27 protein-coding genes are annotated in these 20,081 nt (G+C 73.8%); 11 read left to right on the forward strand and 16 right to left on the reverse strand.

Translation table 11 applies throughout. From position 1 onward, the window contains the following. Positions 1–89: 89 nt before the first annotated feature. Entirely contained in the window at positions 90–221 is a 132-nt protein-coding gene (locus tag GGQ55_RS27555) for a hypothetical protein (protein WP_281371286.1), read from the forward strand. Positions 222–225: 4 nt separating this feature from the next. On the opposite strand, the gene GGQ55_RS04200 is transcribed toward GGQ55_RS27555, so the two are convergent. The 3 genes from GGQ55_RS04200 to moeZ all read right to left on the reverse strand — a co-directional run bounded on the left by GGQ55_RS04200 (position 226) and on the right by moeZ (position 2,331). Continuing rightward, positions 226–513 carry an MGMT family protein gene (locus GGQ55_RS04200; RefSeq protein ID WP_179715260.1) on the reverse strand — a complete coding sequence of 96 codons (288 nt, stop codon included), beginning with the start codon at positions 511–513 and terminating at the stop codon, positions 226–228. Between the two features lie 5 nt (positions 514–518). Continuing rightward, positions 519–1,100 (reverse strand): TIGR03086 family metal-binding protein, encoded by a 582-nt coding sequence (locus tag GGQ55_RS04205; protein WP_179715261.1) that lies wholly within the window; start codon positions 1,098–1,100, stop codon positions 519–521. A 70-nt stretch (positions 1,101–1,170) separates the two neighbouring features. Continuing rightward, positions 1,171–2,331 (reverse strand): adenylyltransferase/sulfurtransferase MoeZ, encoded by a 1,161-nt coding sequence (gene moeZ, locus GGQ55_RS04210; RefSeq protein WP_179715262.1) that lies wholly within the window; start codon positions 2,329–2,331, stop codon positions 1,171–1,173. A gap of 112 nt (positions 2,332–2,443) precedes the next feature. On the opposite strand from moeZ, the gene GGQ55_RS04215 reads away from it, so the two are divergent. Both GGQ55_RS04215 and GGQ55_RS04220 read left to right on the forward strand, forming a co-directional pair. Next, positions 2,444–2,878, forward strand: coding sequence for a VOC family protein (locus tag GGQ55_RS04215; RefSeq protein WP_179715263.1), 435 nt, complete (start codon positions 2,444–2,446; stop codon positions 2,876–2,878). 377 nt (positions 2,879–3,255) lie between these two features. After that, on the forward strand, positions 3,256–3,636 hold the full coding sequence (locus tag GGQ55_RS04220; RefSeq protein WP_179715264.1) for a hypothetical protein: 381 nt from the start codon (positions 3,256–3,258) through the stop codon (positions 3,634–3,636). Between the two features lie 11 nt (positions 3,637–3,647). Here the strand turns inward: GGQ55_RS04220 and GGQ55_RS04225 are convergent, their stop codons facing one another. The 3 genes from GGQ55_RS04225 to GGQ55_RS04235 are packed head-to-tail and all read right to left on the reverse strand — an operon-like array spanning position 3,648 to position 6,245. Next, a complete protein-coding gene (locus GGQ55_RS04225; RefSeq protein ID WP_179715265.1) occupies positions 3,648–4,322 on the reverse strand; it encodes a DNA alkylation repair protein in 675 nt (224 codons plus the stop codon). A gap of 19 nt (positions 4,323–4,341) precedes the next feature. Further along, positions 4,342–5,190 (reverse strand): DUF3152 domain-containing protein, encoded by an 849-nt coding sequence (locus tag GGQ55_RS04230; RefSeq protein ID WP_179715266.1) that lies wholly within the window; start codon positions 5,188–5,190, stop codon positions 4,342–4,344. Between the two features lie 29 nt (positions 5,191–5,219). Next, positions 5,220–6,245 (reverse strand): alpha/beta fold hydrolase, encoded by a 1,026-nt coding sequence (locus tag GGQ55_RS04235; RefSeq protein ID WP_366488713.1) that lies wholly within the window; start codon positions 6,243–6,245, stop codon positions 5,220–5,222. A 133-nt stretch (positions 6,246–6,378) separates the two neighbouring features. Here GGQ55_RS04235 and GGQ55_RS04240 point away from each other — a divergent pair, with 133 nt between their 5' ends. Both GGQ55_RS04240 and GGQ55_RS04245 read left to right on the forward strand, forming a co-directional pair. Further along, a complete protein-coding gene (locus GGQ55_RS04240) occupies positions 6,379–6,945 on the forward strand; it encodes a TetR/AcrR family transcriptional regulator (RefSeq protein ID WP_179715267.1) in 567 nt (188 codons plus the stop codon). Between the two features lie 92 nt (positions 6,946–7,037). Next, entirely contained in the window at positions 7,038–7,274 is a 237-nt protein-coding gene (locus tag GGQ55_RS04245; protein WP_179715268.1) for a DUF3107 domain-containing protein, read from the forward strand. 46 nt (positions 7,275–7,320) lie between these two features. On the opposite strand, the gene GGQ55_RS04250 is transcribed toward GGQ55_RS04245, so the two are convergent. Further along, on the reverse strand, positions 7,321–7,983 hold the full coding sequence (locus GGQ55_RS04250; protein ID WP_179715269.1) for an SDR family oxidoreductase: 663 nt from the start codon (positions 7,981–7,983) through the stop codon (positions 7,321–7,323). 14 nt (positions 7,984–7,997) lie between these two features. Continuing rightward, positions 7,998–8,648, reverse strand: coding sequence for a ferritin-like fold-containing protein (locus GGQ55_RS04255; RefSeq protein ID WP_366488716.1), 651 nt, complete (start codon positions 8,646–8,648; stop codon positions 7,998–8,000). Positions 8,649–9,093: 445 nt separating this feature from the next. On the opposite strand from GGQ55_RS04255, the gene GGQ55_RS04260 reads away from it, so the two are divergent. The 4 genes from GGQ55_RS04260 to GGQ55_RS04275 are packed head-to-tail and all read left to right on the forward strand — an operon-like array spanning position 9,094 to position 13,508. After that, positions 9,094–10,569, forward strand: coding sequence for a DEAD/DEAH box helicase (locus GGQ55_RS04260; RefSeq protein ID WP_366488718.1), 1,476 nt, complete (start codon positions 9,094–9,096; stop codon positions 10,567–10,569). Between the two features lie 10 nt (positions 10,570–10,579). Then, on the forward strand, positions 10,580–11,731 hold the full coding sequence (locus GGQ55_RS04265) for an outer membrane protein assembly factor BamB family protein (RefSeq protein ID WP_366488720.1): 1,152 nt from the start codon (positions 10,580–10,582) through the stop codon (positions 11,729–11,731). Positions 11,732–11,778: 47 nt separating this feature from the next. Next, a complete protein-coding gene (locus GGQ55_RS04270; RefSeq protein ID WP_179715271.1) occupies positions 11,779–12,708 on the forward strand; it encodes an alpha/beta fold hydrolase in 930 nt (309 codons plus the stop codon). Then, positions 12,705–13,508: an oxygenase MpaB family protein gene (locus GGQ55_RS04275; RefSeq protein ID WP_179715272.1), complete on the forward strand. Its 804-nt coding sequence runs from the start codon at positions 12,705–12,707 to the stop codon at positions 13,506–13,508. Before GGQ55_RS04270 ends, GGQ55_RS04275 begins: the two co-directional genes overlap by 4 nt. On the opposite strand, the gene GGQ55_RS04280 is transcribed toward GGQ55_RS04275, so the two are convergent. Next, positions 13,475–14,368: a LysR family transcriptional regulator ArgP gene (locus GGQ55_RS04280; RefSeq protein ID WP_179715273.1), complete on the reverse strand. Its 894-nt coding sequence runs from the start codon at positions 14,366–14,368 to the stop codon at positions 13,475–13,477. The two genes, GGQ55_RS04275 and GGQ55_RS04280, sit on opposite strands and share 34 nt — an antisense overlap. Positions 14,369–14,438: 70 nt before the next feature. On the opposite strand from GGQ55_RS04280, the gene GGQ55_RS04285 reads away from it, so the two are divergent. Next, entirely contained in the window at positions 14,439–15,068 is a 630-nt protein-coding gene (locus tag GGQ55_RS04285) for a LysE/ArgO family amino acid transporter (protein ID WP_179715274.1), read from the forward strand. Here GGQ55_RS04285 and GGQ55_RS04290 read toward each other — a convergent pair. The 6 genes from GGQ55_RS04290 to GGQ55_RS04315 form a co-directional block, all read right to left on the reverse strand. Next, positions 15,058–15,420, reverse strand: coding sequence for a hypothetical protein (locus GGQ55_RS04290; protein ID WP_179715275.1), 363 nt, complete (start codon positions 15,418–15,420; stop codon positions 15,058–15,060). The two genes, GGQ55_RS04285 and GGQ55_RS04290, sit on opposite strands and share 11 nt — an antisense overlap. A 5-nt stretch (positions 15,421–15,425) precedes the next feature. After that, positions 15,426–16,277, reverse strand: a complete 852-nt coding sequence (locus tag GGQ55_RS04295) for a RecB family exonuclease (RefSeq protein WP_366488721.1) — start codon at positions 16,275–16,277, stop codon at positions 15,426–15,428. Positions 16,278–16,298: 21 nt separating this feature from the next. Next, positions 16,299–17,156 carry a PHP domain-containing protein gene (locus tag GGQ55_RS04300; RefSeq protein WP_179715276.1) on the reverse strand — a complete coding sequence of 286 codons (858 nt, stop codon included), beginning with the start codon at positions 17,154–17,156 and terminating at the stop codon, positions 16,299–16,301. Between the two features lie 25 nt (positions 17,157–17,181). Beyond that, positions 17,182–17,820 carry a PH domain-containing protein gene (locus GGQ55_RS04305; RefSeq protein WP_179715277.1) on the reverse strand — a complete coding sequence of 213 codons (639 nt, stop codon included), beginning with the start codon at positions 17,818–17,820 and terminating at the stop codon, positions 17,182–17,184. Position 17,821: 1 nt separating this feature from the next. Then, a complete protein-coding gene (locus GGQ55_RS04310; protein ID WP_179714518.1) occupies positions 17,822–17,980 on the reverse strand; it encodes a hypothetical protein in 159 nt (52 codons plus the stop codon). A gap of 98 nt (positions 17,981–18,078) precedes the next feature. Further along, positions 18,079–18,702 (reverse strand): DUF6758 family protein, encoded by a 624-nt coding sequence (locus tag GGQ55_RS04315; protein WP_179715278.1) that lies wholly within the window; start codon positions 18,700–18,702, stop codon positions 18,079–18,081. A gap of 66 nt (positions 18,703–18,768) precedes the next feature. Here GGQ55_RS04315 and GGQ55_RS04320 point away from each other — a divergent pair, with 66 nt between their 5' ends. Further along, a complete protein-coding gene (locus GGQ55_RS04320) occupies positions 18,769–19,197 on the forward strand; it encodes an NUDIX domain-containing protein (RefSeq protein WP_366488722.1) in 429 nt (142 codons plus the stop codon). A 1-nt stretch (position 19,198) separates the two neighbouring features. Here GGQ55_RS04320 and GGQ55_RS04325 read toward each other — a convergent pair whose 3' ends face one another. Further along, positions 19,199–19,708: a MaoC family dehydratase gene (locus tag GGQ55_RS04325; RefSeq protein WP_179715280.1), complete on the reverse strand. Its 510-nt coding sequence runs from the start codon at positions 19,706–19,708 to the stop codon at positions 19,199–19,201. Positions 19,709–20,081: the final 373 nt, after the last annotated feature.

Below are 20,081 nucleotides of genomic sequence, written 5' to 3' on the forward strand. Positions count from 1 at the left end.
AGCGCCTCTGCAGGACGTCATCAGGGTTTCGCCAGACCGAGCGAGGAACGTGCGTGTCGTCGCTGCACGCACCGACGAACGGAGTTCGAGTGGACATCACCGAGCCGGCATCGGTCGTCGCCGCCCGTCAGCTCGCCCAGGAGGCCGCCGCCGTGACCGCACGCCGCATCCGGCGCAAGGTCCGCGCCCGACCGATCCGGCCCTTGACCCCGGCCCGCTGATCGGTCAGTCGGGCCAGCCGACCCGGCGCAGGTCGACCCGGCCGTCGCGCACCGGCACGCCCTCCCCCGCGAGCAGCTCGAGCTGGCGGACGCGGACCGGCTCGGCCGGCGTGCCGTCCGCGCGCAGCACCCGCCACCACGGGACGGCGCCGCCGCCGGTCGACATCGCCCGCGCCACCCGCCGCGGACCCACGCCGACCAGCCGCCCGATGGCCCCGTAGGTGCTCACCCGGCCGGGCGGGATCCGCTCGACGACGTCGAACACCGCCTCGTCGACGTCGAGCGGGTCCACCGCGCCTACAGCGGCCGGCGGCCGAAGCGCGCGAGGAGCCGCTGCTGCGGCGAGGCCGACGGCGAGGAGTCCAGCGGCGGCTCGTAGTACCCCGGGACACCGTCGTCCGGCAGCGCCTCGCCGATCAGGAGCGAGGCGGTGACCAGCTCGCCGTCGAGCTCGGTGTCGGCGTCGATCGCGCGGGCCAGGTCCCACGAGTGCACGGTGAGGTCGGAGATCAGCTCGAGGATGTACTGCGTCGCCGGGGTCGGGCCGCGCTCCAGGTGCACGGTGCGCTCGAGGGCGTCGTCCTCGGCGAAGGACGAAAGGGCACCGTCGGCGGCCGACTCCCAGCCGACCATCGGGTCGTCGCCCAGCAGGTCGGTGGTGGCGTCGGGGAACCGGCCCTCGGCGTAGGGCTCGCCGGCGACCAGCGGCGGCACCCAGAGCATCTCGGTGACCAGGTGCGCCACCAGGTCGGCCACCGTCCACTCGGGCAGCGCCTCGTCCTCCCACTGCCCGGGCTCGATCGCGTCGACGCGATCGGTGAAGGACGCCTGGGCGCGCTGGAACAGTTCGAGGAGCTCGGTGGGTGCGATCTCGGCCATGGGCCTCAGTAGATCGTGCGAAGGCCCGGCTCGTCTCCCCGGGGGAGTCGAGCCGGGCCTTCGATGACGCTCAGTAAGTGGGCAGCGTCTTGTCGATGCGGGTCGCCCAGGCGGTCACGCCGCCCTGGACGTGGACGGCGTCCCGGAAGCCGGCGTTCTTCACCGCGGCCAGCGCCTCGGCCGAGCGCACACCGGTCTTGCAGTGCAGCACGATCGGCTTGTCGTTGGGCAGCTGCGCGAGCGCCCGGCCGGAGAGGATCTCGTCCTTGGGGATGAGCTTCGCGCCGGGGATGGACACGATCTCGTACTCGTTCGGCTCGCGGACGTCGATCAGCTCGAAGTCCTTGCCGGCGTCCATCATGTCCTTGAGCTCGTCGACGGTGATCGTCGAGCCCGCCGCGGCCAGCTGGGCCTCCTCCGACACGACGCCGCAGAACGCCTCGTAGTCGATGAGCCCGGTGATCGGCTCGGCCTCGGGGTCCTTGCGCACCTTGATCGTGCGGAAGGTCATCTCCAGGGCGTCGTAGACCATCAGCCGGCCGAGCAGCGTCTCGCCGATGCCGGTGATGAGCTTGACCGCCTCGGTGGCCTGGATGGCGCCGATCGTCGCGCACAGGACGCCGAGCACGCCGCCCTCGGCGCAGCTGGGCACCATGCCGGGCGGCGGCGGCACCGGGTAGAGGTCGCGGTAGTTCGGGCCGTGCTCGTTCCAGAAGACCGAGACCTGGCCGTCGAAGCGGTAGATCGAGCCCCACACGTACGGCTTGTCCAGCAGCACGCAGGCGTCGTTGACCAGGTAGCGCGTGGCGAAGTTGTCGGTGCCGTCGACGATCAGGTCGTACTGGCTGAAGATCTCGAGCACGTTGTCGCTGTCCAGCCGCGTCTCGTGCAGCCGGACGTCGATCAGCGGGTTGATCTCCCGGATCGAGTCGCGCGCGCTCTCGGCCTTGGACCGGCCGACGTCGGAGACGCCGTGGATGATCTGGCGCTGCAGGTTCGACTCGTCGACGACGTCAAATTCGACGATCCCGAGCGTGCCGACACCCGCGGCGGCCAGGTACATCAGCACCGGCGAGCCCAGGCCGCCCGCGCCGACGGCGAGCACCTTGGCGTTCTTCAGCCGCTTCTGCCCGTCCATCCCGACGTCCGGGATGATCAGGTGGCGGCTGTACCGGCGGACCTCGTCGATCGACAGATCGGCGGCGGGCTCCACCAGGGGTGGCAAGGACACGGTGGCTCCTCCTGCGGTTCACGTCAGCGGCCCGTGGCCGCCCGTTCGTCCGCACAACAGCCTGACACGCGGGCTTCTTCCCGCCGCTGGGGACCGGGCCTAGCGTGCGGCCATGAGCAGCCCGCTGCAGGTCGGGGCACCGCACCACATCCGGCTCACCGTGACCGACGTCGTCCGGTCGCGGGCGTTCTACGAGGACGTGTTCGGCTTCCAGGTGGCGCTGCCGGGTCCTCCGGACGACGACCCCGACGGGCTGGTCGCCGACGCCCTGCAGGGCGGGGTCGTGCTGATGAACGCGGGCGTGATGATCGGCCTGCGCCCGGTCGACGCGACGAACGCCGACGACCGCTTCGACCCGTTCCGGGTGGGACTGGACCACCTGAGCTTCGGCGTGGCGAGCCGGGACGACCTCGACGCGGCGATGCGGGTGTTCGACGAGCGGGGCATCGATCACGGACCGATCCGGGAGGTGCCGGCGATGGGGCTGGCCTTCCTCGCCGTCTTCGATCCCGACGGCATCGCGGTGGAGCTGACCGCGCAGATCTGAGCCTTCGCCGCGATGCGTCGCGACGCGTCCCCGTTGGAAGCGTTGAACGCCAGAGGCCCGTTTCCTGGCCAGTTCTGGGCCTCAGGTGTTCACCGCTCAGTGCGCGTTGTGCCTTGGCCTCGCCTACCGCCGTCGCCGGGGGATCAACGTGGTCCCCGCTGTGACTATGCCGACCACGACGACGATCCACACGACGGGGCTCGAACCACCTCCGGACGACGGGGAAGGTGCAGCGATGAGGCGGCGGACGTCGATTCCCAACAGCACGTCAGAAGGCTGACCCTTCTCCCGTCTCGCCACCCGTCGGCGTGACCTGATCGGGCGGGCTCAGAGAGTAGGAGGCCTCAGGAAACCTCCGTCTGGCGCATGATGCGCCCGTGCGCAGCCCGGCTCAGAACCCGAACCACGACGGAACCGTCTCGGACGCCGCAGACCGCCCGTCGGGCGTTCGTGCGCTCCTGCTCCTGTCCGGCGCGTTCCTGGCGGTCCAGGCACTGCTGACCGACTACGGCGACGGCAACCCGGCGGCGGCGGTCCTCTGGTTCGCGGTCGGTTGCGTCCTGCTGTGGGTCGTCTTCCGCCGGCGCAGTCGTGCGGCGCGCGGGGTGGTCATCGTGACCGCGCTCGTCGGCGCCGTCGTCTACGGCCTCGCCTCACTCGACGATCCGCACGCCGTCGTGCTGGCGCTGGCCTTCCTCGGCCAGGCGGTGCCGTTGATGACGGGTCCGGTCCGCTGGCACGTGCAGACCCGCGCCTGACAGCCCGTTGCTCAGCCTCGCCGGCTCACCATCTCGGTGATCCAGGCGGGCGCGAAGGGCGACGTGCAGTTCGGCGGCGTCGGGTAGTCCTTGAGCACCTCCAGGCGCTCGCCGATGTCGATCGCCCGGGCGCGGAGCTCGGCGTGCTCGATCCCGATCTGGGCCAGGCAGTGGTTCATCGCCCACTGCAGGCGGTCCGGGGCGTCCTTCATCTCCGCCTCGACGACGTCCAGCAGCCCCGGCAGGTCGAGGCCGTCGGGCTTCTTCGCCACGCGTTCGGTGGTCAGCGCCCAGCCGGCGCTCGCGACCACCGGGTCCGGGTCGGCGAGCCAGGCCTGCCGGAGCTCCTCGGCGTGCGGGTTCTTCTTGACCACGTAGTTCACGAGCCAGTCGTGCACCTTCGGCGTCCGCGCGTCGCGCAGCATCGCGTCCAGCTCGTCTCGCCCGAACGCCTTCGGCCGGCAGATGAGGAGCGCGAGCAGTCGCGCTGCCGTGTCACCGGTCCCCCACAGCTCGCGCGCGAGGTCCTGCTGGGTCTTCAGCCGGGTCGCGATCGCGCGCAGCGTGGTCAGGTTCACGCCGTGGTCGTCGCCGTGCCGGGCGTTGACCTCGCGGATCCTGGGGTCCTCGAGCGCGGCCAGCTCGGCCATGAGCTCGGCCACCGTCGTCCCGGCCACCGCGGTCATCCCGGTCTCCTGTCGGTCGCTACGGGTACGGCCAGGCATTCTTCACGCAGCCGTCCAGACCCAGGGTCTGCTGCTGCATGACGGGGGCCACCTGGCCGTCGCCCGGGCACAGCTGGTGGCCGTGGCCGAGCGCGTGCCCGACCTCGTGGTTGACCACGTAGAGCCGGTAGGTCGCGATGTCCCCCTGGTAGTCGGGGACGGCGGTCTCCCACCGGGCGAGGTTGATGACCGCGCGCTCGCCGTACCGGCAGGACGTGTACCCGCCGGTGCCCACGCCGGGGCAGTACTTCTCCATGTTGCCGGGGCTGACCAGCGTGACCCGGAAGTCGTACCGGTCGGCAGCGGCCTCGGCGACGCCGACCCGCTGGAACGACATCCGCCCGCCGTGGCCCCACGAGCGCGGGTCGCCGAGCGTCGTCTCGACGGCCTCGGCGAACCCGGCGCCGTCCACCCCGATGCCGTCCTCGACCTCGACCACGAACCGCTCCAGCGGGCCGCTGCCGTACACCGGCGAGGTGCCGTCGACGACGCTGACCGACCCCGCACCCTGCTCGACGTAGGTGGTCTCGGCCGGGACGGCGGCGGTCGCCGTCGGGCCGGCGTCACCCGCCGGCGCCGCGGAGACGTGCGTGGGAGTGCTCGCCTGCGGGGTGGGCGTGGCGGCCGTCGACGCCGGCGACGGACCGCCGACGACGATCTCGACGAGGGTCGCGATCGTGGCGATCGTCAGCAGGGGGACGGCGTAGGCACGCCAGCCCCAGCGGCGCACGAATCCGCGCAGGCCGGCCGGCGGTCGTTCCGGGGGGCGGGGATCACGCCGGGACGGCGGCAGCGGCGGGCGGCGGGGGGAAGCGTCCGCCGCGGTCACCCCGGCAGAATCTCACGCTCCGCAGTCGTTCAGCGACAGGCGGACGGGGTGTCTCCGGCCGGGACGGCGTCCGGCTCCTCGACCATCCCGAGCACCGCCCGCGCCGTCGGCTCCGGCGCCTCGAGCATCGCCACGTGACCGACGCCCTCGAGCACCAGCAAGCGGGCGCCGGGCACCGCGGCCGCCAGCCGTGGCGCCAGGCGCGGGTCGACCAGCCGGTCGCGGTCGCCCCAGATCACCAGCGTCGGCGGCGTGAGCCGCTCGGCCATCCGCCAGGCACCGTTGACCTTGAGGTAGGAGGTGATCAGGCCGCGCATGCTGCGCACCAGGGCGCGGTCGGCCCAGGGCTGGGCGGCCCGGTCGCGCATCTCCTCGACCGCCTCGTCGATGCGCTCCTTCGGCACCCGCGCCGGGTCGCCGAAGCAGATGTCCACCATGGCGCGGACGTGCTGCTCCGGGGCGATCCCGGCCATCCGCTTCTCGGCCAGACCGGCGACGCCGGGCAGCAGGAGGAGCAGCAGCATCCGGCTGAACGACGGGGGCACGCGGTAGACCGGCATCGCCGGGGAGATCAGGGTCAGCGAGGCGACCCGGTCGGGACGGCGGGCGGCGACCAGCAGGCTGACCAGCCCGCCCAGGGAGTTGCCGAGCAGGTGGACCGGCCTGCCCTGCGCCTCCCCCGGCTGCGCGGCGATGTGCTCGAGCAGGTCGACGACGGCGCGGGCGTGCCCCCGGATCGTGTAGCGGTGCCCCGCCGGTGGCTCGGAGCGGCCGAAGCCGGGCAGGTCGACCGCCCAGCCGTCGAAGCGCACCCGCAGCAGGGCCGCGAGATCGGTCCAGTTGGTGGAGGCGCCGCCGAGCCCGTGCACGTACAGCGCGCGCTCGCGGGGTGCGCCGTCGTCCGCACCGTCCACGGGACCGCTCCACGGGATCTGCCGGACGAACACCTCGCCGTCGCCGACGGCGACCATCTCACCCGGCCACGGCGCGGGCAGGGTGTCGAGCACGGGCAGGGGCGTCGTGGACGACGACGCGGGGACGACGGGGCCTGGCACGTACTCGACGGTAACTCCGTGCCTCGCGCGGCCGGGGTGACCCGCCGGTAACATCTGCCCCGCCATGCAGAACCCTCGCCAGGCCGCCGCCCCGGTCCGCCGCACCTCGCGCCTACCCCGTAGCGCGCGGCGGATGCAGCTGCTGCAGGCCGCGCAGGACGTCTTCGTCGCCCAGGGCTTCCACGCCGCGGCGATGGACGACATCGCCGACCGCGCCGGCGTCAGCAAGCCGGTGCTCTACCAGCACTTCCCGGGCAAGCGGGAGCTGTACCTGGCGCTGCTCGAGCAGCACGTCGACGAGCTGACCGAGCGGGTCGCTTCCGCGATGGCCGACACCGAGGACAACCGGGCCCGCGTCGACGGCGCCGTCGGCGCCTACTTCGACTTCATCGACGCCGAGGGTGAGGCCTTCCGGCTCGTCTTCGAGTCCGACCTGCGCAACGACGACGACGTCCGCGCCGTGGTCGACCGCGGGACCCGCGCGTGCGTCGAGGCGATCGCCGAGGTCATCGCCGGCGACACCGGTTCCGATCCCGAGCGGGCGCTGCTGCTGGCCTCCGGGCTCACCGGCCTGGCCGAGACCAGCGCGCGGTGGTGGCTGCCGCGCAAGGGCACCGTCTCCCGCGACGAGGCGGTGACGCTGATGTCCTCGCTCGCCTGGCGCGGCATCTCCGGCTTCCCCCGCCTCGAAGATCACTGACGTTCGCTTTCGGCGCAGCTCCGCGGCGGGTCCCCGGCGGGGTCGCTGGGCTAGCGTGAGATCAGCCGCCAACCGGAGGAGGCATCCGCCCCGTGGAAGTCAAGATCGGTGTTCAGCACTCTCCTCGTGAGCTGATCATCGAGAGCCCGAAGACCCCAGACGAGATCGAGGCCGAGGTGTCGGCCGCGATGTCCGGGTCGTCGAAGACCGGCCTGCTCACCCTCGTCGACGACCGGGGCCGCCGCGTCGTCGTCCCGGTCGACCGCATCGCCTACGTCGAGATCGCCCAGCCCGACCAGCGTCGCGTGGGCTTCATCGCCGGGGCCTGAACCACCGCGCCGAAGGGCGTCTCCGCTCCCGCGGAGGCGCCCTTCGTCATGTCACGTCGACGACGGTGCGCCACTGCTCGCGCGGCCCCGCCGTCTCGGCGACCAGTTCCGCGTACAGCTCGGCGATCTCGACGGGCCGGATCGGGCCGTCGTCCCGGACCAGCCCGCGCACCGTCGCCGTCGCGACGTGGATGCCCTCGGGCGCCAACGCCTCCGCGAGCACCGTCACCAGGGCGCGCAGCGCGGCCTTCTGCACGCCGAGGCTGGGCGCGGCCGGGCGTGGGTCGTCGGCGGCCCCGCCCCCGGTGACCAGCACCGTGCCGCTGCCGCGCTCCCGCATGCCGGGCAGCACGGCCTGCACCGCCGTCTGCAGACCGATCACACCGGCGGCGAGGTCGGCGGCCAGCTCCTCCGGCGTCAGGTCCGCAGCCGTCGTCTGCCGGCGGCCGACGGCGTTGTAGAGCAGGACGTCGGCCGGGCCGGCGTGGGCGGTGAAGAGCCCGATCGCCCTCGTCAGGGCGGCGGCGTCGCCGGCGTCGGCCGGTGCCCAGCCCGCTGTGATCCCGTCGGCCTGCAGGCCCTCCCCCAGCTCGGTGAGCCGGTCGGCGTCCCGGGCCACCAGGGCGACGTCGTAGCCGTCGCGGCCGAAGCGGCGCGCGGTCGCCCCGGCGATGCCGGGGCCGGCACCGATCACGATCAGGTGCGGCACGGTGTCGCCTTCCGTCAGGGGTTGAGGCCCAGTCGCTTCATGCGGTCGGTGTGCGCGGCGGTGATCCGCTCGATCAGCCGGCCGATCCCGGCCAGGTCGCCGGTGCCCTGGATGATCAGCTCGGCGAGCTGGTCGTGCTCGCCGATGACCGCCTGCGACTGCGAGATCGCCTCCCCCACCAACCGGCGTCCCCACAGCGCCAGGCGCCCGGCGACGGTCCGGTCGGCCTTGATCGCGGCGCGCACCTCCCGGACGGCGAAGTCGGCGTGCCCGGTGTCGGCGAGGACGTCGAGCACCAGCTCGCGGTCCGGAGACGGCAGGAAGGAGGCGATCTCCCGGTAGAAGTCGGCCGCCAGCCCGTCGCCGACGTAGGCCTTCACCAGGCCCTCCAGCCAGGTGCTGGGTCGGGTGCTCTCGTGGAAGGCGTCCAGCGCGCGGACGAACGGTGTCATCGCCTCGGTCGGGTCGGCGCCGAGCTCCAGCAGCCGCTCGCGCAGCCGCGCGAAGTGGCCCATCTCGGCCACCGCCATCCCGGCCAGCGCGGCCCGGCCCTCCAGCGACGGCGCGAGGCGGGCGTCCTCGGCGAGCCGGTCGAAGGCGGTCAGCTCGGCGTAGGCCAGCGCCCCCAGCAGGTCGACGACGGCACGGGTGTCGACCTCTGACACGCGCTCCCCTTTCGAGTGGGACGGGCCACAGTTCCGCCGCGGCGCGCCGAGGCTAGCCCGTGCCCTGGTTACCATGGGAATCGGCGAGCCGTCTGGTTTGCTACTGCATGTATCTGTGCGCTGACTAACGCTGAGCGACGCCCCACCGGGGCGAGCCACCTGGGCCCCTTCCCGACGCCCGGTCCGCTGGCGGTGTCGGCGCTGGAACTGATCCCGCGACACCGAATCCGGGACAGCGCCGGTCCGGCGGAATCCGCCGCCGAGCCGCCTGCCCCCCAGCCGACCTGAGGCGAGAGAACTGACCGCACCCGAGAACACCGCCGCCACCCCCGACCTGGAGCGCGCCGAGACCGGCGCCCCCGCCCCCGAGGCGATCGAGCAGGACGTCGAGCAGCTCGGCGGCGCACCGGTCGAGGAGACCGCACCGCTGTTCAGCGACTTCGACGTGCACCCCGACGTCGTCGCGGCGCTGGCCGAGGTGGGCATCACCCGCACCTTCGCGATCCAGGAGCTGACGCTCCCGCTGGCGCTGGCCGGCCACGACCTGATCGGCCAGGCCCGCACCGGCACCGGCAAGACCCTCGGCTTCGGCGTCCCGCTGCTGCAGCGGATCGTCCCGCCGGCCGAGGGCGGCGACGGCGTCCCGCAGGCGCTGGTCGTCGTCCCCACCCGTGAGCTGTGCGTCCAGGTCGCCCGCGACCTGGCCACCGCCGGCAGCAAGCGCGGCATCCGCGTGCAGGCCATCTACGGCGGCCGCGCCTACGAGCCGCAGGTCTCCGCGCTCAAGGGCGGCGTCGAGGTCGTCGTCGGCACCCCGGGCCGGCTGCTCGACCTGGCCGAGCAGGGCCACCTGATCCTCGGCAAGGTCCGCGCGCTGGTCCTCGACGAGGCCGACGAGATGCTCGACCTGGGCTTCCTGCCCGACATCGAGCGGATCCTCGGCATGGTCCCGACGCAGCGCCAGACCATGCTCTTCTCGGCCACCATGCCCGGCCCGATCGTGACCCTGTCCCGGTCGTTCATGACCCAGCCGACGCACATCCGCGCCCACGGCAACGACGAGGGCTCGACCGTGCCGCAGACGACGCAGTTCATCTACCGGGCGCACAACCTGGACAAGCCCGAGCTGCTCGCCCGTGTCCTGCAGTCCCGCGACCGCGGTCTGGTCATGGTCTTCTGCCGCACCAAGCGCACCGCGCAGAAGGTCGCCGACGACCTCGTCGAGCGCGGCTTCGCCGCGGCCGCCGTGCACGGCGACCTCGGCCAGGGCGCCCGCGAGCAGGCGCTGCGCGCGTTCCGCAGCGGCAAGGTCGACGTCCTGGTCGCCACCGACGTCGCCGCCCGCGGCATCGACGTCACCGGCGTCAGCCACGTCGTGAACTACCAGTGCCCCGAGGACGAGAAGACCTACGTGCACCGGATCGGCCGCACCGGGCGCGCCGGGCACACCGGCGTCGCGGTGACCCTGGTCGACTGGGACGACATCCCGCGCTGGCAGCTGATCAACAAGGCGCTCGAGCTGGACTTCGAGAACCCGCCGGAGACGTACTCCACCTCGCCGTGGGTGTACACCGACCTCGACGTCCCCGAGACGGCGACCGGTCGCCTGCCCCGCGCGCAGCGGACCCGCGAGGGCCTCGACGCCGAGGTGCTCGAGGACCTCGGCGAGACGGGCAAGAAGAACCGCGGCGGTCAGTCCGGCCAGCGAGGCCCGGCACGCGACGGCGACGAGCCGGAGCGCCCGCGCAAGAGCCGCCCGCGCCGGCGTACCCGGGGTGGCGGCGGTGCCGCTGCCTCCGGCGAGTCGGCCCCGGCCGAGGCGCCCGTGGCCGCCGCCGGTGAGGGCGGTGCCCCGGCCCGTCGCCGCCGGCGTCGGCGTGGCGGTGCCAACCGCGGCGGCGGCTCCGAGTCCGCCGCGTAATTTCTCTCCCGTGGCCACGCTGCGCTGCCCGCCCCTGCGGGTGTGGGTCTGGACGGCGGCCACGCTCGTGCTGGTCGTCGTCGCCACCCTGCTGTGGCGCGGTTCGGACGCCGCGGCGACCTCCCGCTCGACCGCCGCACCGGCCGTCGACCCCACCGGGTCGCCGGCCGGTGCGCTGTCGCAGGCCTGGACGCGCACGGCCGGCGTGCTGCCCGAGCAGGTGGTCGCCGGCGACCGGGTGATCATGGGCGACCGGCACGGGATCACCGCGCTCGACCCGGCGACCGGGGATCCCGTCTGGCACTACACCCGCAGCAACGCCGTGCTGTGCGGGGTGACCGCCACCGAGGGCGTGGCCGTGGCGGTGTTCCGCACCCGGATCCGCTGCGACCAGGCGGTCGCGCTGCACGCCGACACCGGCGGCTACGCGTGGACCCGCAGCGTCGACCTCGACTCCGACGTCACCCTGCGCAGCACCCGGAGCACGGTGCTCGCGGTCTCCCGCGGCAGCGTGGTCGTGATCGACCCGCTCGGGGACAACATCCGCTGGCGTTCCGCCCCGCACGGCTGCAGCATCCTCGACGCGGTGCCCGGCTCGTCGGGCATCGCGGTCCTGCTCCGCTGCCCCGGAACGCAGGCGCTGCGGGTGCGGTTGCTCGACGGCGGCCAGGGCAACGCCGCCTGGACCCAGGACCTGTCGACCAACGACGGCAGCCAGGTCCAGCTCGCCGGGGCGGACGGCGGGGTCGCCGTCGTCGTCGGGGACGAGCTGCAGTTCCTCTCCGCCGCCGACGGGACCGTCACGACGGTGCTCCCGCTGCCGGCCGCCGGGCAGGACGACGCGCGCCCGATGTCCGCGGTCGCCGGACCGCTCGTGCTGACGTGGGCCCGCGGCACGCTGGTCGCCCGCGCGAGCGACCTCGCCGTCCTCTGGCAGGTGCCCGCGCTGGGCCTGCCCACCCCGCAGACCTCGCTGAAGGCCCTGGCGATGTCCTCGCCCCTGCTGGTCCCGGAGGAGGGCGCGTTCGTCGCGCTCAACCCGTCGAACGGCCAGGAGACCGGCCGGTCGTCGGTCGACGGGCCGCCGACCGGCGGGGTGGCCACGCCGATCGGCGACGTCGTCGTCTACCGGCTGCCCGACCGGGTGATCGCGTACAGGTAGGGCCTCCCCTCGCGGCATTCGCGCGCCCGGCGCGGTTACATGGGGGCATGGTCCTGCCCGGTGGCACCTCCGACGCCGTCCCGCTGTCCATCGCACCCAACGACCTGCGCCAGCTCGCCGACCACGACGCGAGCCACCGGACGTTCGACGGCGGTGCCGGGCCGCTGGTCGCGCTGGACACCGGGCCCGCCGACGGCGCGACGGTGCTGCTGGTCGCCGGCTACACCGGTACCAAGGAGGACTTCGCACCGCTGCTGCGCCCGCTCTGCAGCGCCGGCTACCGCGCGGTCGCCCTGGACCAGCGCGGTCAGTTCGAGTCGCCGGGTCCCGACGACCCGGCCGCCTACACCGTCGCCGAGCTGGCCGCCGACCTCATGGCCGTGGGCCGGGTGCTGCGCGCGGAGACGTCGGGGCCGCTGCACCTGCTCGGGCACAGCTTCGGCGGGCTGGTCGGCCGCGCCGCCGTCCTGGCCGAGCCGGCGCTGTTCACCTCGCTGACCCTGCTGGGGTCGGGGCCGTCGAAGCTGGTCGGCCCGCGTGCGGTGCTGCTGGAGTACATGCGCCCGCTGCTGGCCGAGGGCGGCGTGCCCGCGGTGCACGAGGCGATGCAGCAGCTGGCGATGACCGATCCCAAGGCCCAGGCCGTGCCGGCGCCGACGCGGGCGTTCCTCACCCAGCGGTTCCTCGCCAACAGCGCGGCCGGGCTGCTCGGCATGGCCGACGCGATGACCACCGAGCCCGACCGGGTGGCCGAGCTGGCCGCGACCGGCCTCCCGGTGCTGGTCGCGCACGGCGTGGCCGACGACGCGTGGACGCCGGAGGCGCAGGCCGACATGGCGCAGCGGCTGGGCGCCCGGCACGAGGTGATCCCGGGGTCGATCCACTCCCCCGCGATCGAGAACCCGGCGCGCACCCTCGAGGTGCTCCTGGACTTCTGGGGCAGCGTCTCGGCAGCGGGCTCCTCGGTCGCGTCATGACGTTCACCGCCGACGAGGACCGCCTCGGGTTCTTCGGGCCCGAGAGCGTGACCTGGCGGGTGCACACCGACCCGTCGTTCTCCGTCGGTGGACTGCGGGCGCTGCTGCTGCAGGCGCTGCACCCGGTCGCGATGGACGGCGTGGCGCGCAACTCCGCCGCCCGGGAGGACCCGTGGCCGCGGCTGGTGCGCACCGCCGCCTACGTCGACACGCTGACCTTCGGCACCCGGACCGACGCGCTGCGCGCGGTGGGCCGGGTGCGCGGTCTCCACCACCGCCTCGGGGTCGACGACCCGGAGCTGCTGCGGTGGGTGCACTGCTGCGAGGTCGACTCGCTGCTGTCGTGCGCCCGCCGCGCCGGGGTGCCGCTGACCGACGACGACGCCGATCGCTATGTGGCCGAGCAGCGGACGGCGGCGTCGCTCATCGGCGCGGCGGAGGCCCCTGCCACCGTGGCCGCGCTGGGCGCCTACTTCTCCCGGATGCGGCCGGTCCTGGCGGCCACCCCCGCCGCGCGGGACGCCGCCCGGCTGGTGCTCAGGCCCCCGATGCCGACCTGGGTCCGCTTCCTCACGCCCGCGCGCCCGGCCTGGGGCGGCCTGGCCGCGCTCGCCTTCGCGTCGCTGCCCCCGTGGGCGCGGCGGATGTACTCGATGCCGGGGCTGGGGGTCACCGATGCGGCGGCGACCGCCGGCCTGCGGGCCTTCCGCCAGGCGGTGCTGCCGCTGCCGCAGCGGGTGCGCCGATCGCCGATCGTGTGGGCCGGCTACGAGCGGGTGGCCGCGCCGCTCTCGGCCTGATCGAGGCGCTGCCGCGCGGCCTGCTCGATCGCGGCGCGGACCCGGTCGAGGCTCTCCGAGCGCAGCTTCCACTGCTGCCAGTGCAGGACGACGTCGACCGCGCCGTCCGGGTCCAGTTCCACCAGCGCACCGCCCGGCCGCTGCAGGTCGAGGACCATGCCCCAGCCGAAGCCGAGGACGATCGCGGCGAGGAAGTCCGCCGACGCCGGCACGTGGTGCGCGGGCGGGTCGGCGTCCGGGCCGAGCCGGCGGCGCAGGTAGACGTGCTGCAGGTCGTCCTTGCGGTCGAAGACGACGATCGGCGCCCGGCGCAGCGCCTCGCGCGTCGGGCCGTCGGGGAACCAGCGGGCGGCGAAGTCCGGGGCGGCCATCGGGCGGTAGCGCATGCTGCCGAGGCGGGTGACCGAGCAGCCGGGCACCGGATCGGCCTCGGTGGTGATCGCGGCCATGACCGCGCCGGCCCGCAGCAGGGCGCTGGTGTGCTCCTGGTCCTCGCGGTGCAGGTCGAGGGTGTACTCGGCGGCCAGCGGCGCGAGCGCGGGCAGCACCCAGGTGTTCATCGAGTCGGCGTTGACCGCGATCGGCAGGGCCGGTGGACGTTCCGCGGTGCCGCCGCCGAGCTCGCGGGCGGTGTCGGCGGTGAGCAGGTCGATCTGCCGGGCCAGCCGCAGCACCGCCGCGCCGGACTCGGTGACCTGCACCGGCTTGCTGCGCACCAGCAGCACGCGCCCGGTGGCGATCTCCAGCGCCCGGAGCCGCTGGCTGACCGCCGACGGGGTCAGGTGCAAAGCGCGGGCGGCCGCCTCGAGGGTGCCCTCGCGGACGGTGGCGTCGAGCGCCTGCAACTGGGCCAGCTCCATGAAGCGACTCTAACGATCCCATCGAATCCTGAACTGGACTCGTGATTCCGGGCTTCCTACCGTCGAGGACGTGCTTCACACCCCCGCCCTGCTCGCCCTCGTCTCCGGACTCGCCCTCGGTCTCGGTCTGATCGTCGCCATCGGCGCGCAGAACGCGTTCGTGCTGCGCCAGGGCCTGCGGCTGGAGCACGTGACGGTGGTCGTGGCGGTGTGCGCGGTCTCGGACCTGGCGCTCATCGCAGCCGGGGTGCTCGGCGCGGGGTCCGCGCTGTCGGCGGTGCCGTGGCTGATCCCGGCCGTCTGCTTCGGCGGCGCGGCGTTCCTGCTCGGCTACGGGTTCCTGGCCGCGCGGAGGGCGCTGCGCCCCGGATCGTTGGTGCCCGACGCCGCCGGTGCGCGGACCGGGCTGGCGGTCACCGTGGCCACCTGCCTGGCGCTGACCTGGCTCAACCCGCACGTCTACCTCGACACCGTCGTCCTGCTCGGCTCGACGTCGGCGACCTTCGGCGAGCGCCGCTGGGAGTTTGCCGCCGGCGCGGGCGTGGCCAGCCTGCTGTGGTTCGCCGGGCTGGGCTATGGCGCCCGCCTGCTGCGGCCGGTCTTCGCCCGGCCCACCGCGTGGCGGGTGCTCGACGGGGTGATCGCGCTCGTGATGCTCGGGCTCGGCGTCTCGCTGGTGGTGCGCGGATTCACCGGTTGAGCTCGACGACGGCGTCCCCCGGGTCGTCCCGCTCGCGCAGGTGCAGCAGGTAGCTCACCCCGTCGGCCCGGCCGGTCCACACGGGTTCGGCGGGCGCGTGGCGGACGACGAGCCGCAGGCCCTCGGGGCGCCGGGTGCGGGCCAGCAGGACGATCGGGCCGACGTCGTCCCAGTGGACGGCGTCGTTGATCGGGCGGTCGGGGTGGACCACCGGGCCGCCGAAGCCGCAGCCGACGCGCCGACCGTCCGGGTGCTCGAGCTCGACGCCGAAGTACTCCTCGTCGCCGCGCTCCGGCTCGCGGACCGCGGACCAGCGCCACCGGCCCCAGGAGCCCTCCGCGAGCGTCGGCACGGCGGTCAGTCTGCCGCGTCGTCCTCGGCGAGGAAGCTCCACGTCTCGCGGGCCGGGGCGGCGGCCTGACCGGTCGGGCAGCTGGGCCGGAAGTCGCACCAGCTGCACTGCCGGCCCGGGGCGGTGGGAAACGCGACGTCGGGGTCCTCGCCCGCCTCGACGGCCGCGGTCGCGACGCCGATGTCGGCGGCGACGTCCTCGGCCCGGCGCACGTGGTTGGCCAGCGACCGGTCGGTGTGCTCGAAGCTCGCAACCGTGCCGCTGGGCAGGTGGTGCAGCTCGACGCGGGAGCAGGGCCGGCGCAGCGTGCGGCGGACGCCGAGCACGTAGGCGGCGAGCGCGGGTGAGCCGCGGGCGTCGTCGTCGGTGCTGGGTACCCGGCCGGTCTTGTAGTCGACGACGACCAGCTCGTCGCCGCGCCGGTCGATGCGGTCGACCCGGCCGGACAGCGCCAGCCGCTCGGTGGTGCAGCCGACGGTGCGCTCGGTGCCGACCGGCTCGTCGGTCGGGTCGAGGCCGGTGACGTAGTCGGTCAGCCAGGCGGCGGCGCGGGCCCGCCAGCGGGCGGCCTGCTCGTCGTCCCGGAAGCCGACCGGCGACCACACGCCGTAGAGCAGCTGCCGGGCGGCCGCGGTGGTGCGCTTGTCGATCGGCAGCTCGTACCAGGAGCGCAGCGCGGCGTGCACGGCCGCGCCGACGCTGTTGTGCGCCCAGGCCGGACCCTTCGCCGGGGTCGGCCGGTCGACGTAGCTGAAACGGTAGCGCCGCGGGCAGTCGCTGAAGCAGGCCAGCTTGCTCGGCGTCGCCGGGAACAGCCGCTTCGGCATGCCGGGCATCTCCAGCTGCGCGGCACTCACGGCGCCCACGGTAACCGAGCGTCAGTCCCGGAACGGCGCGCTGCCGGTACCGGCGTCGAGAAGCGCCTCGAGCTGCTCGGGGTCGGTGGTGCACGCGCCGATCGGCGTCGTCTTGTTGGTGCCGTGGTAGTCGCTGGAGCCGGTCGTGAGCAGGCCGAGCTCGGTCGCCAGCGCGCGCAGGTGCTCCCGCTCCTCCTCGGTGTGGTCGGGGTGGTCGACCTCCAGGCCGAGCAGCCCGGCGTCGGCCATGGCGCGGATGGCGTCGTCCCCGACCACCCGGCCGCGCTTGGTGGCCAGCCCGTGGGCGAACACCGGCACTCCCCCGGCGGCGCGGACCAGCGCGATCCCCTCGCGGACCTCGGTGTCCCGCTTGGCGACGTAGTGCGGGCTGCGCGGGTGCAGCAGGTCGGCGAAGGCCTCGTCGACCGAGCCGACCACCCCGGCCTGCACCAGCGCGCGGGCGATGTGCGGGCGTCCGACGACTCCGCCCTCGCTGGCCTCGACGATGCGCTCCCAGCTGACCGGGTAGCCGGCGGCGGCGAGCGCGGCGGCGATCTTCTCCCCGCGGCCGAGCCGCTCCTCGCGCAGCCGGGTGCGCTCGCTCATCAGCCCGGGGTGCTCGGGGTCGAAGAGGTAGGCCAGCAGGTGGACGCTGATCGGCCGGTCGTTGTCGGGGAACCAGCGGCAGGACAGCTCCATCCCGGGGACGACGACCATTCCCGGGGGGCGCGCCGCGGCGGCCGCGGCCCAGCCGTCGGTGGTGTCGTGGTCGGTGAGGGCCACGACGTCGAGGCCGGCCTGGTGCGCTGTCGCGAGCAGCGCGGCCGGGGTCTCGGTGCCGTCGGAGACCGAGGAGTGGGTGTGCAGGTCGATCCGCATCGCTCGTAACCCTGCCGTACCGCTGTCAGGGCTCGCGGCGCGGGATCGGTTCGGTGTCCTGCCGGGCGACCGGCCGCGGCGGGCGTGGCTCCTCGTCACCCATCTCGTCACCGCCGTCACCGTTGTCGCCGGGGAAGAGCAGCTCGCTGATCTTGCGGTAGAGGACGTCGGCGCGGGGCAGGAAGGTCACCTCCGACAGCGCCTGGTGCTGGCCGGCGGACTCGATGCGGAAGGTGCCGTAGCCGAGCAGCTGGCCGAACGCGGTCTCCTGCCAGGTGAGGTCGGTGATCCGCCGCCGCGGCAGCAGGGTGACGGTGCGGACGATCACGCCGGAGGTCAGCAGCATGCGGCGCGGGCTGACGATGAAGTGGCGCATGTACCACTCGGCCACGCGCAGCCCGAGGTAGCCGAGGCCGATCACCAGCAGGATCAACCCGGCGGCGCTGGAGAGGTGGTTGCTCGGGTCGAGCAGCAGCAGCCAGAACCCGACGACCAGCAGGGGCAGCGACTTGGCGACCGGCTCGGCCAGCGAGGCCCAGTGCCGGCGGGTGGCGATGATGACGTCCTCGCCGGGCAGCAGGTACTTGGCGACGTCCTTGCGCGCCCGGCGGCCCTCGTAGAGGGTGCGCGGCTCGCCGTCCGCGGACCGCCGCGGCTGGGTCACGTCAGACGAGGGACCCGACGAACGACGCCAGCGAGGACGCCGCGTTGCCGAGGGCCTCGCCCGCGCTCTTGACGAAGTCCGCGGAGCTCTGCGGGAACTTGATCACGTAGAACACGACGAAGGCGACGACGAGCCAGATGATGATCTTCTTCAGGCTCACCACCACCTCCGCGTTCCCGGCGAGGTTCACCGGGGTGGCGAACCGCTTCGTCCCATGGGTAACACAGGTCCCACCCCGGGCCGGGGCGGCGCGCCGACTTACTTGCCCGGCAGCAGGTGTTCGCTCGGTGGGCCGAGCGGCAGGTCGGGGTAGACGCGCTCGCGCAGGTCGAGCAGCTCGAGCTGCTCGGCGAGCAGCCACGCGGCGTTCATAGGCCACATGACCAGCCACAGCCACACGCCGTAGGCCTCACCGACGAAGGCGGCGCGGTCGTCGGTGGTGGGCACGGCCCACAGCGGCGCCCGCTGGCCGGCGGCCTTCACGTCGACGGAGTTCTGGCCGCTGATCACCTCCCCGGGATCGAGGCCGGGCAGCCCGGCGTAGCCGCAGCCGACGCCGGTGCCGGGTTCCTCCGCGACCAGCACCAGCTCGGCGGATCCACCCAGCGGCGCCGGCCCGGCGGTGTCGACGACGATCGCCCGCGCACCCGGCTCGCCGCCCCAGGCCAGGCCGGTGAGGCTCCAGCCGTTGGGCATCGGGTCGGGCACCCAAGCCGGCACGCGTGCGTCGGCGGTCACCGCGGTGATCGCGTCGTGGGCGATGACCAGCGTGTGGTGCAGCGGCGTCACGGCGCCGTGCAGGTGGCACCAGGCCTGCGCGGTGGAACCGGGGCGCACGACCAGTTCCTCACCGCAGCGCGGACACACCGGGGCGACGCTCATCGGGGATCACGGTCCTGGGAGCGGCCGTTCCCGTCAAGCGCAGGACCTTTGCGTAGCGTGCCCAGCGTGCCGGATCACGGGGTCGCCCCCAGCCCGCGGGTGCCGTGCGTGGGCGCCGTGGTGCGGGACGACGCCGGCCGGCTGCTGCTGATCCGCCGCGGGCACGAGCCGAGCCGGGGGCTGTGGTCGCTGCCCGGCGGGCGAGTGGAGCCCGGCGAGACGCTGGAGGCCGCCGTCGTCCGGGAGGTGCGTGAGGAGACCGGGCTCGACGTGCGGGTCGGCGCCCCGGTCGGGTCGGTGCTCATCCCCGCCGGGGCGGTCGACTACGACGTCACCGACTTCGCCTGCACGCCGCTCGACCCGGCCACCCTGCCCACCGCGGGGGACGACGCCGACGACGTCGCCTGGGTCGACGCGACCGCCCTCGACGGGTTGGCCTGCACGCCCCGGCTCGTGGAGACCCTCCGCGAGTGGGGCGTGCTGCCCCTCCCCTGACCTACTGCTTGCGGACCGGCTCGGGGCGACCGGGCTGCTCGCCGCCGCGGGCCTCGCCGTACGAGCGCTTCGGGACCATGACCTTGCGCCGGAAGATGCAGACGACGGTGCCGTCCTGCTTGTAGCCGATCGTCTCGACGTGCACGACCCCGCGGTCGTCCTTGGACTTGGACTCGGTCTTGTCCAGGACGGTCGTCTCGCCGTAGATCGTGTCGCCGTGGAACGTCGGGGCGACGTGCCGCAGCGACTCGATCTCCAGGTTGGCGATCGCCTTGCCCGAGACGTCCGGGACGCTCATGCCGAGCAGCAGCGAGTAGATGTAGTTGCCGACGACGACGTTCTTGCCGAAGTCGGTGGTCTCCTCCGCGTAGTGCGCGTCCAGGTGCAGCGGGTGGTGGTTCATCGTGATGAGGCAGAACAGGTGGTCGTCGTACTCGGTGACGGTCTTGCCGGGCCAGTGCTTGTAGACGGCCCCGACCTCGAACTCCTCGTAGTACCGACCGAACTGCACGATTCCTCCTGGTTCCCAGGTCAACGGGCTGCTGACCTGCCTGATACCACGGTGGTACCACGTCACGCCTCGTCCACGGCCTACTGGTCCGGTCCTCGACGTCCGACACGAGGTGCCCGAGGCGCTCGGCGACCGCCACCACCGACTCATCGGCCGCCAGCAGCACACTCGCACAGTGGTGCTGCAGGTCGCGGCTGGTGGTCCCGCCCCGCCCGGCCGCGCCCCGGGTGATCACCCCATCACAGCCGGTGAGACGACTCGACCCCCCTGACAGCAGCAGGGTCTTTGGTCCGTTCTTGCTGTGCTCGGCCTGGGAGTACGAAAGGCGCCGCGCACGACACCCCCGGGAGGCGACGTTGCCCGAGTCCCCTCG

It is taken from the genome of Petropleomorpha daqingensis (genome assembly GCF_013408985.1).
GTDB classification, from domain to species: Bacteria; Actinomycetota; Actinomycetes; order Mycobacteriales; family Geodermatophilaceae; genus Petropleomorpha; species Petropleomorpha daqingensis.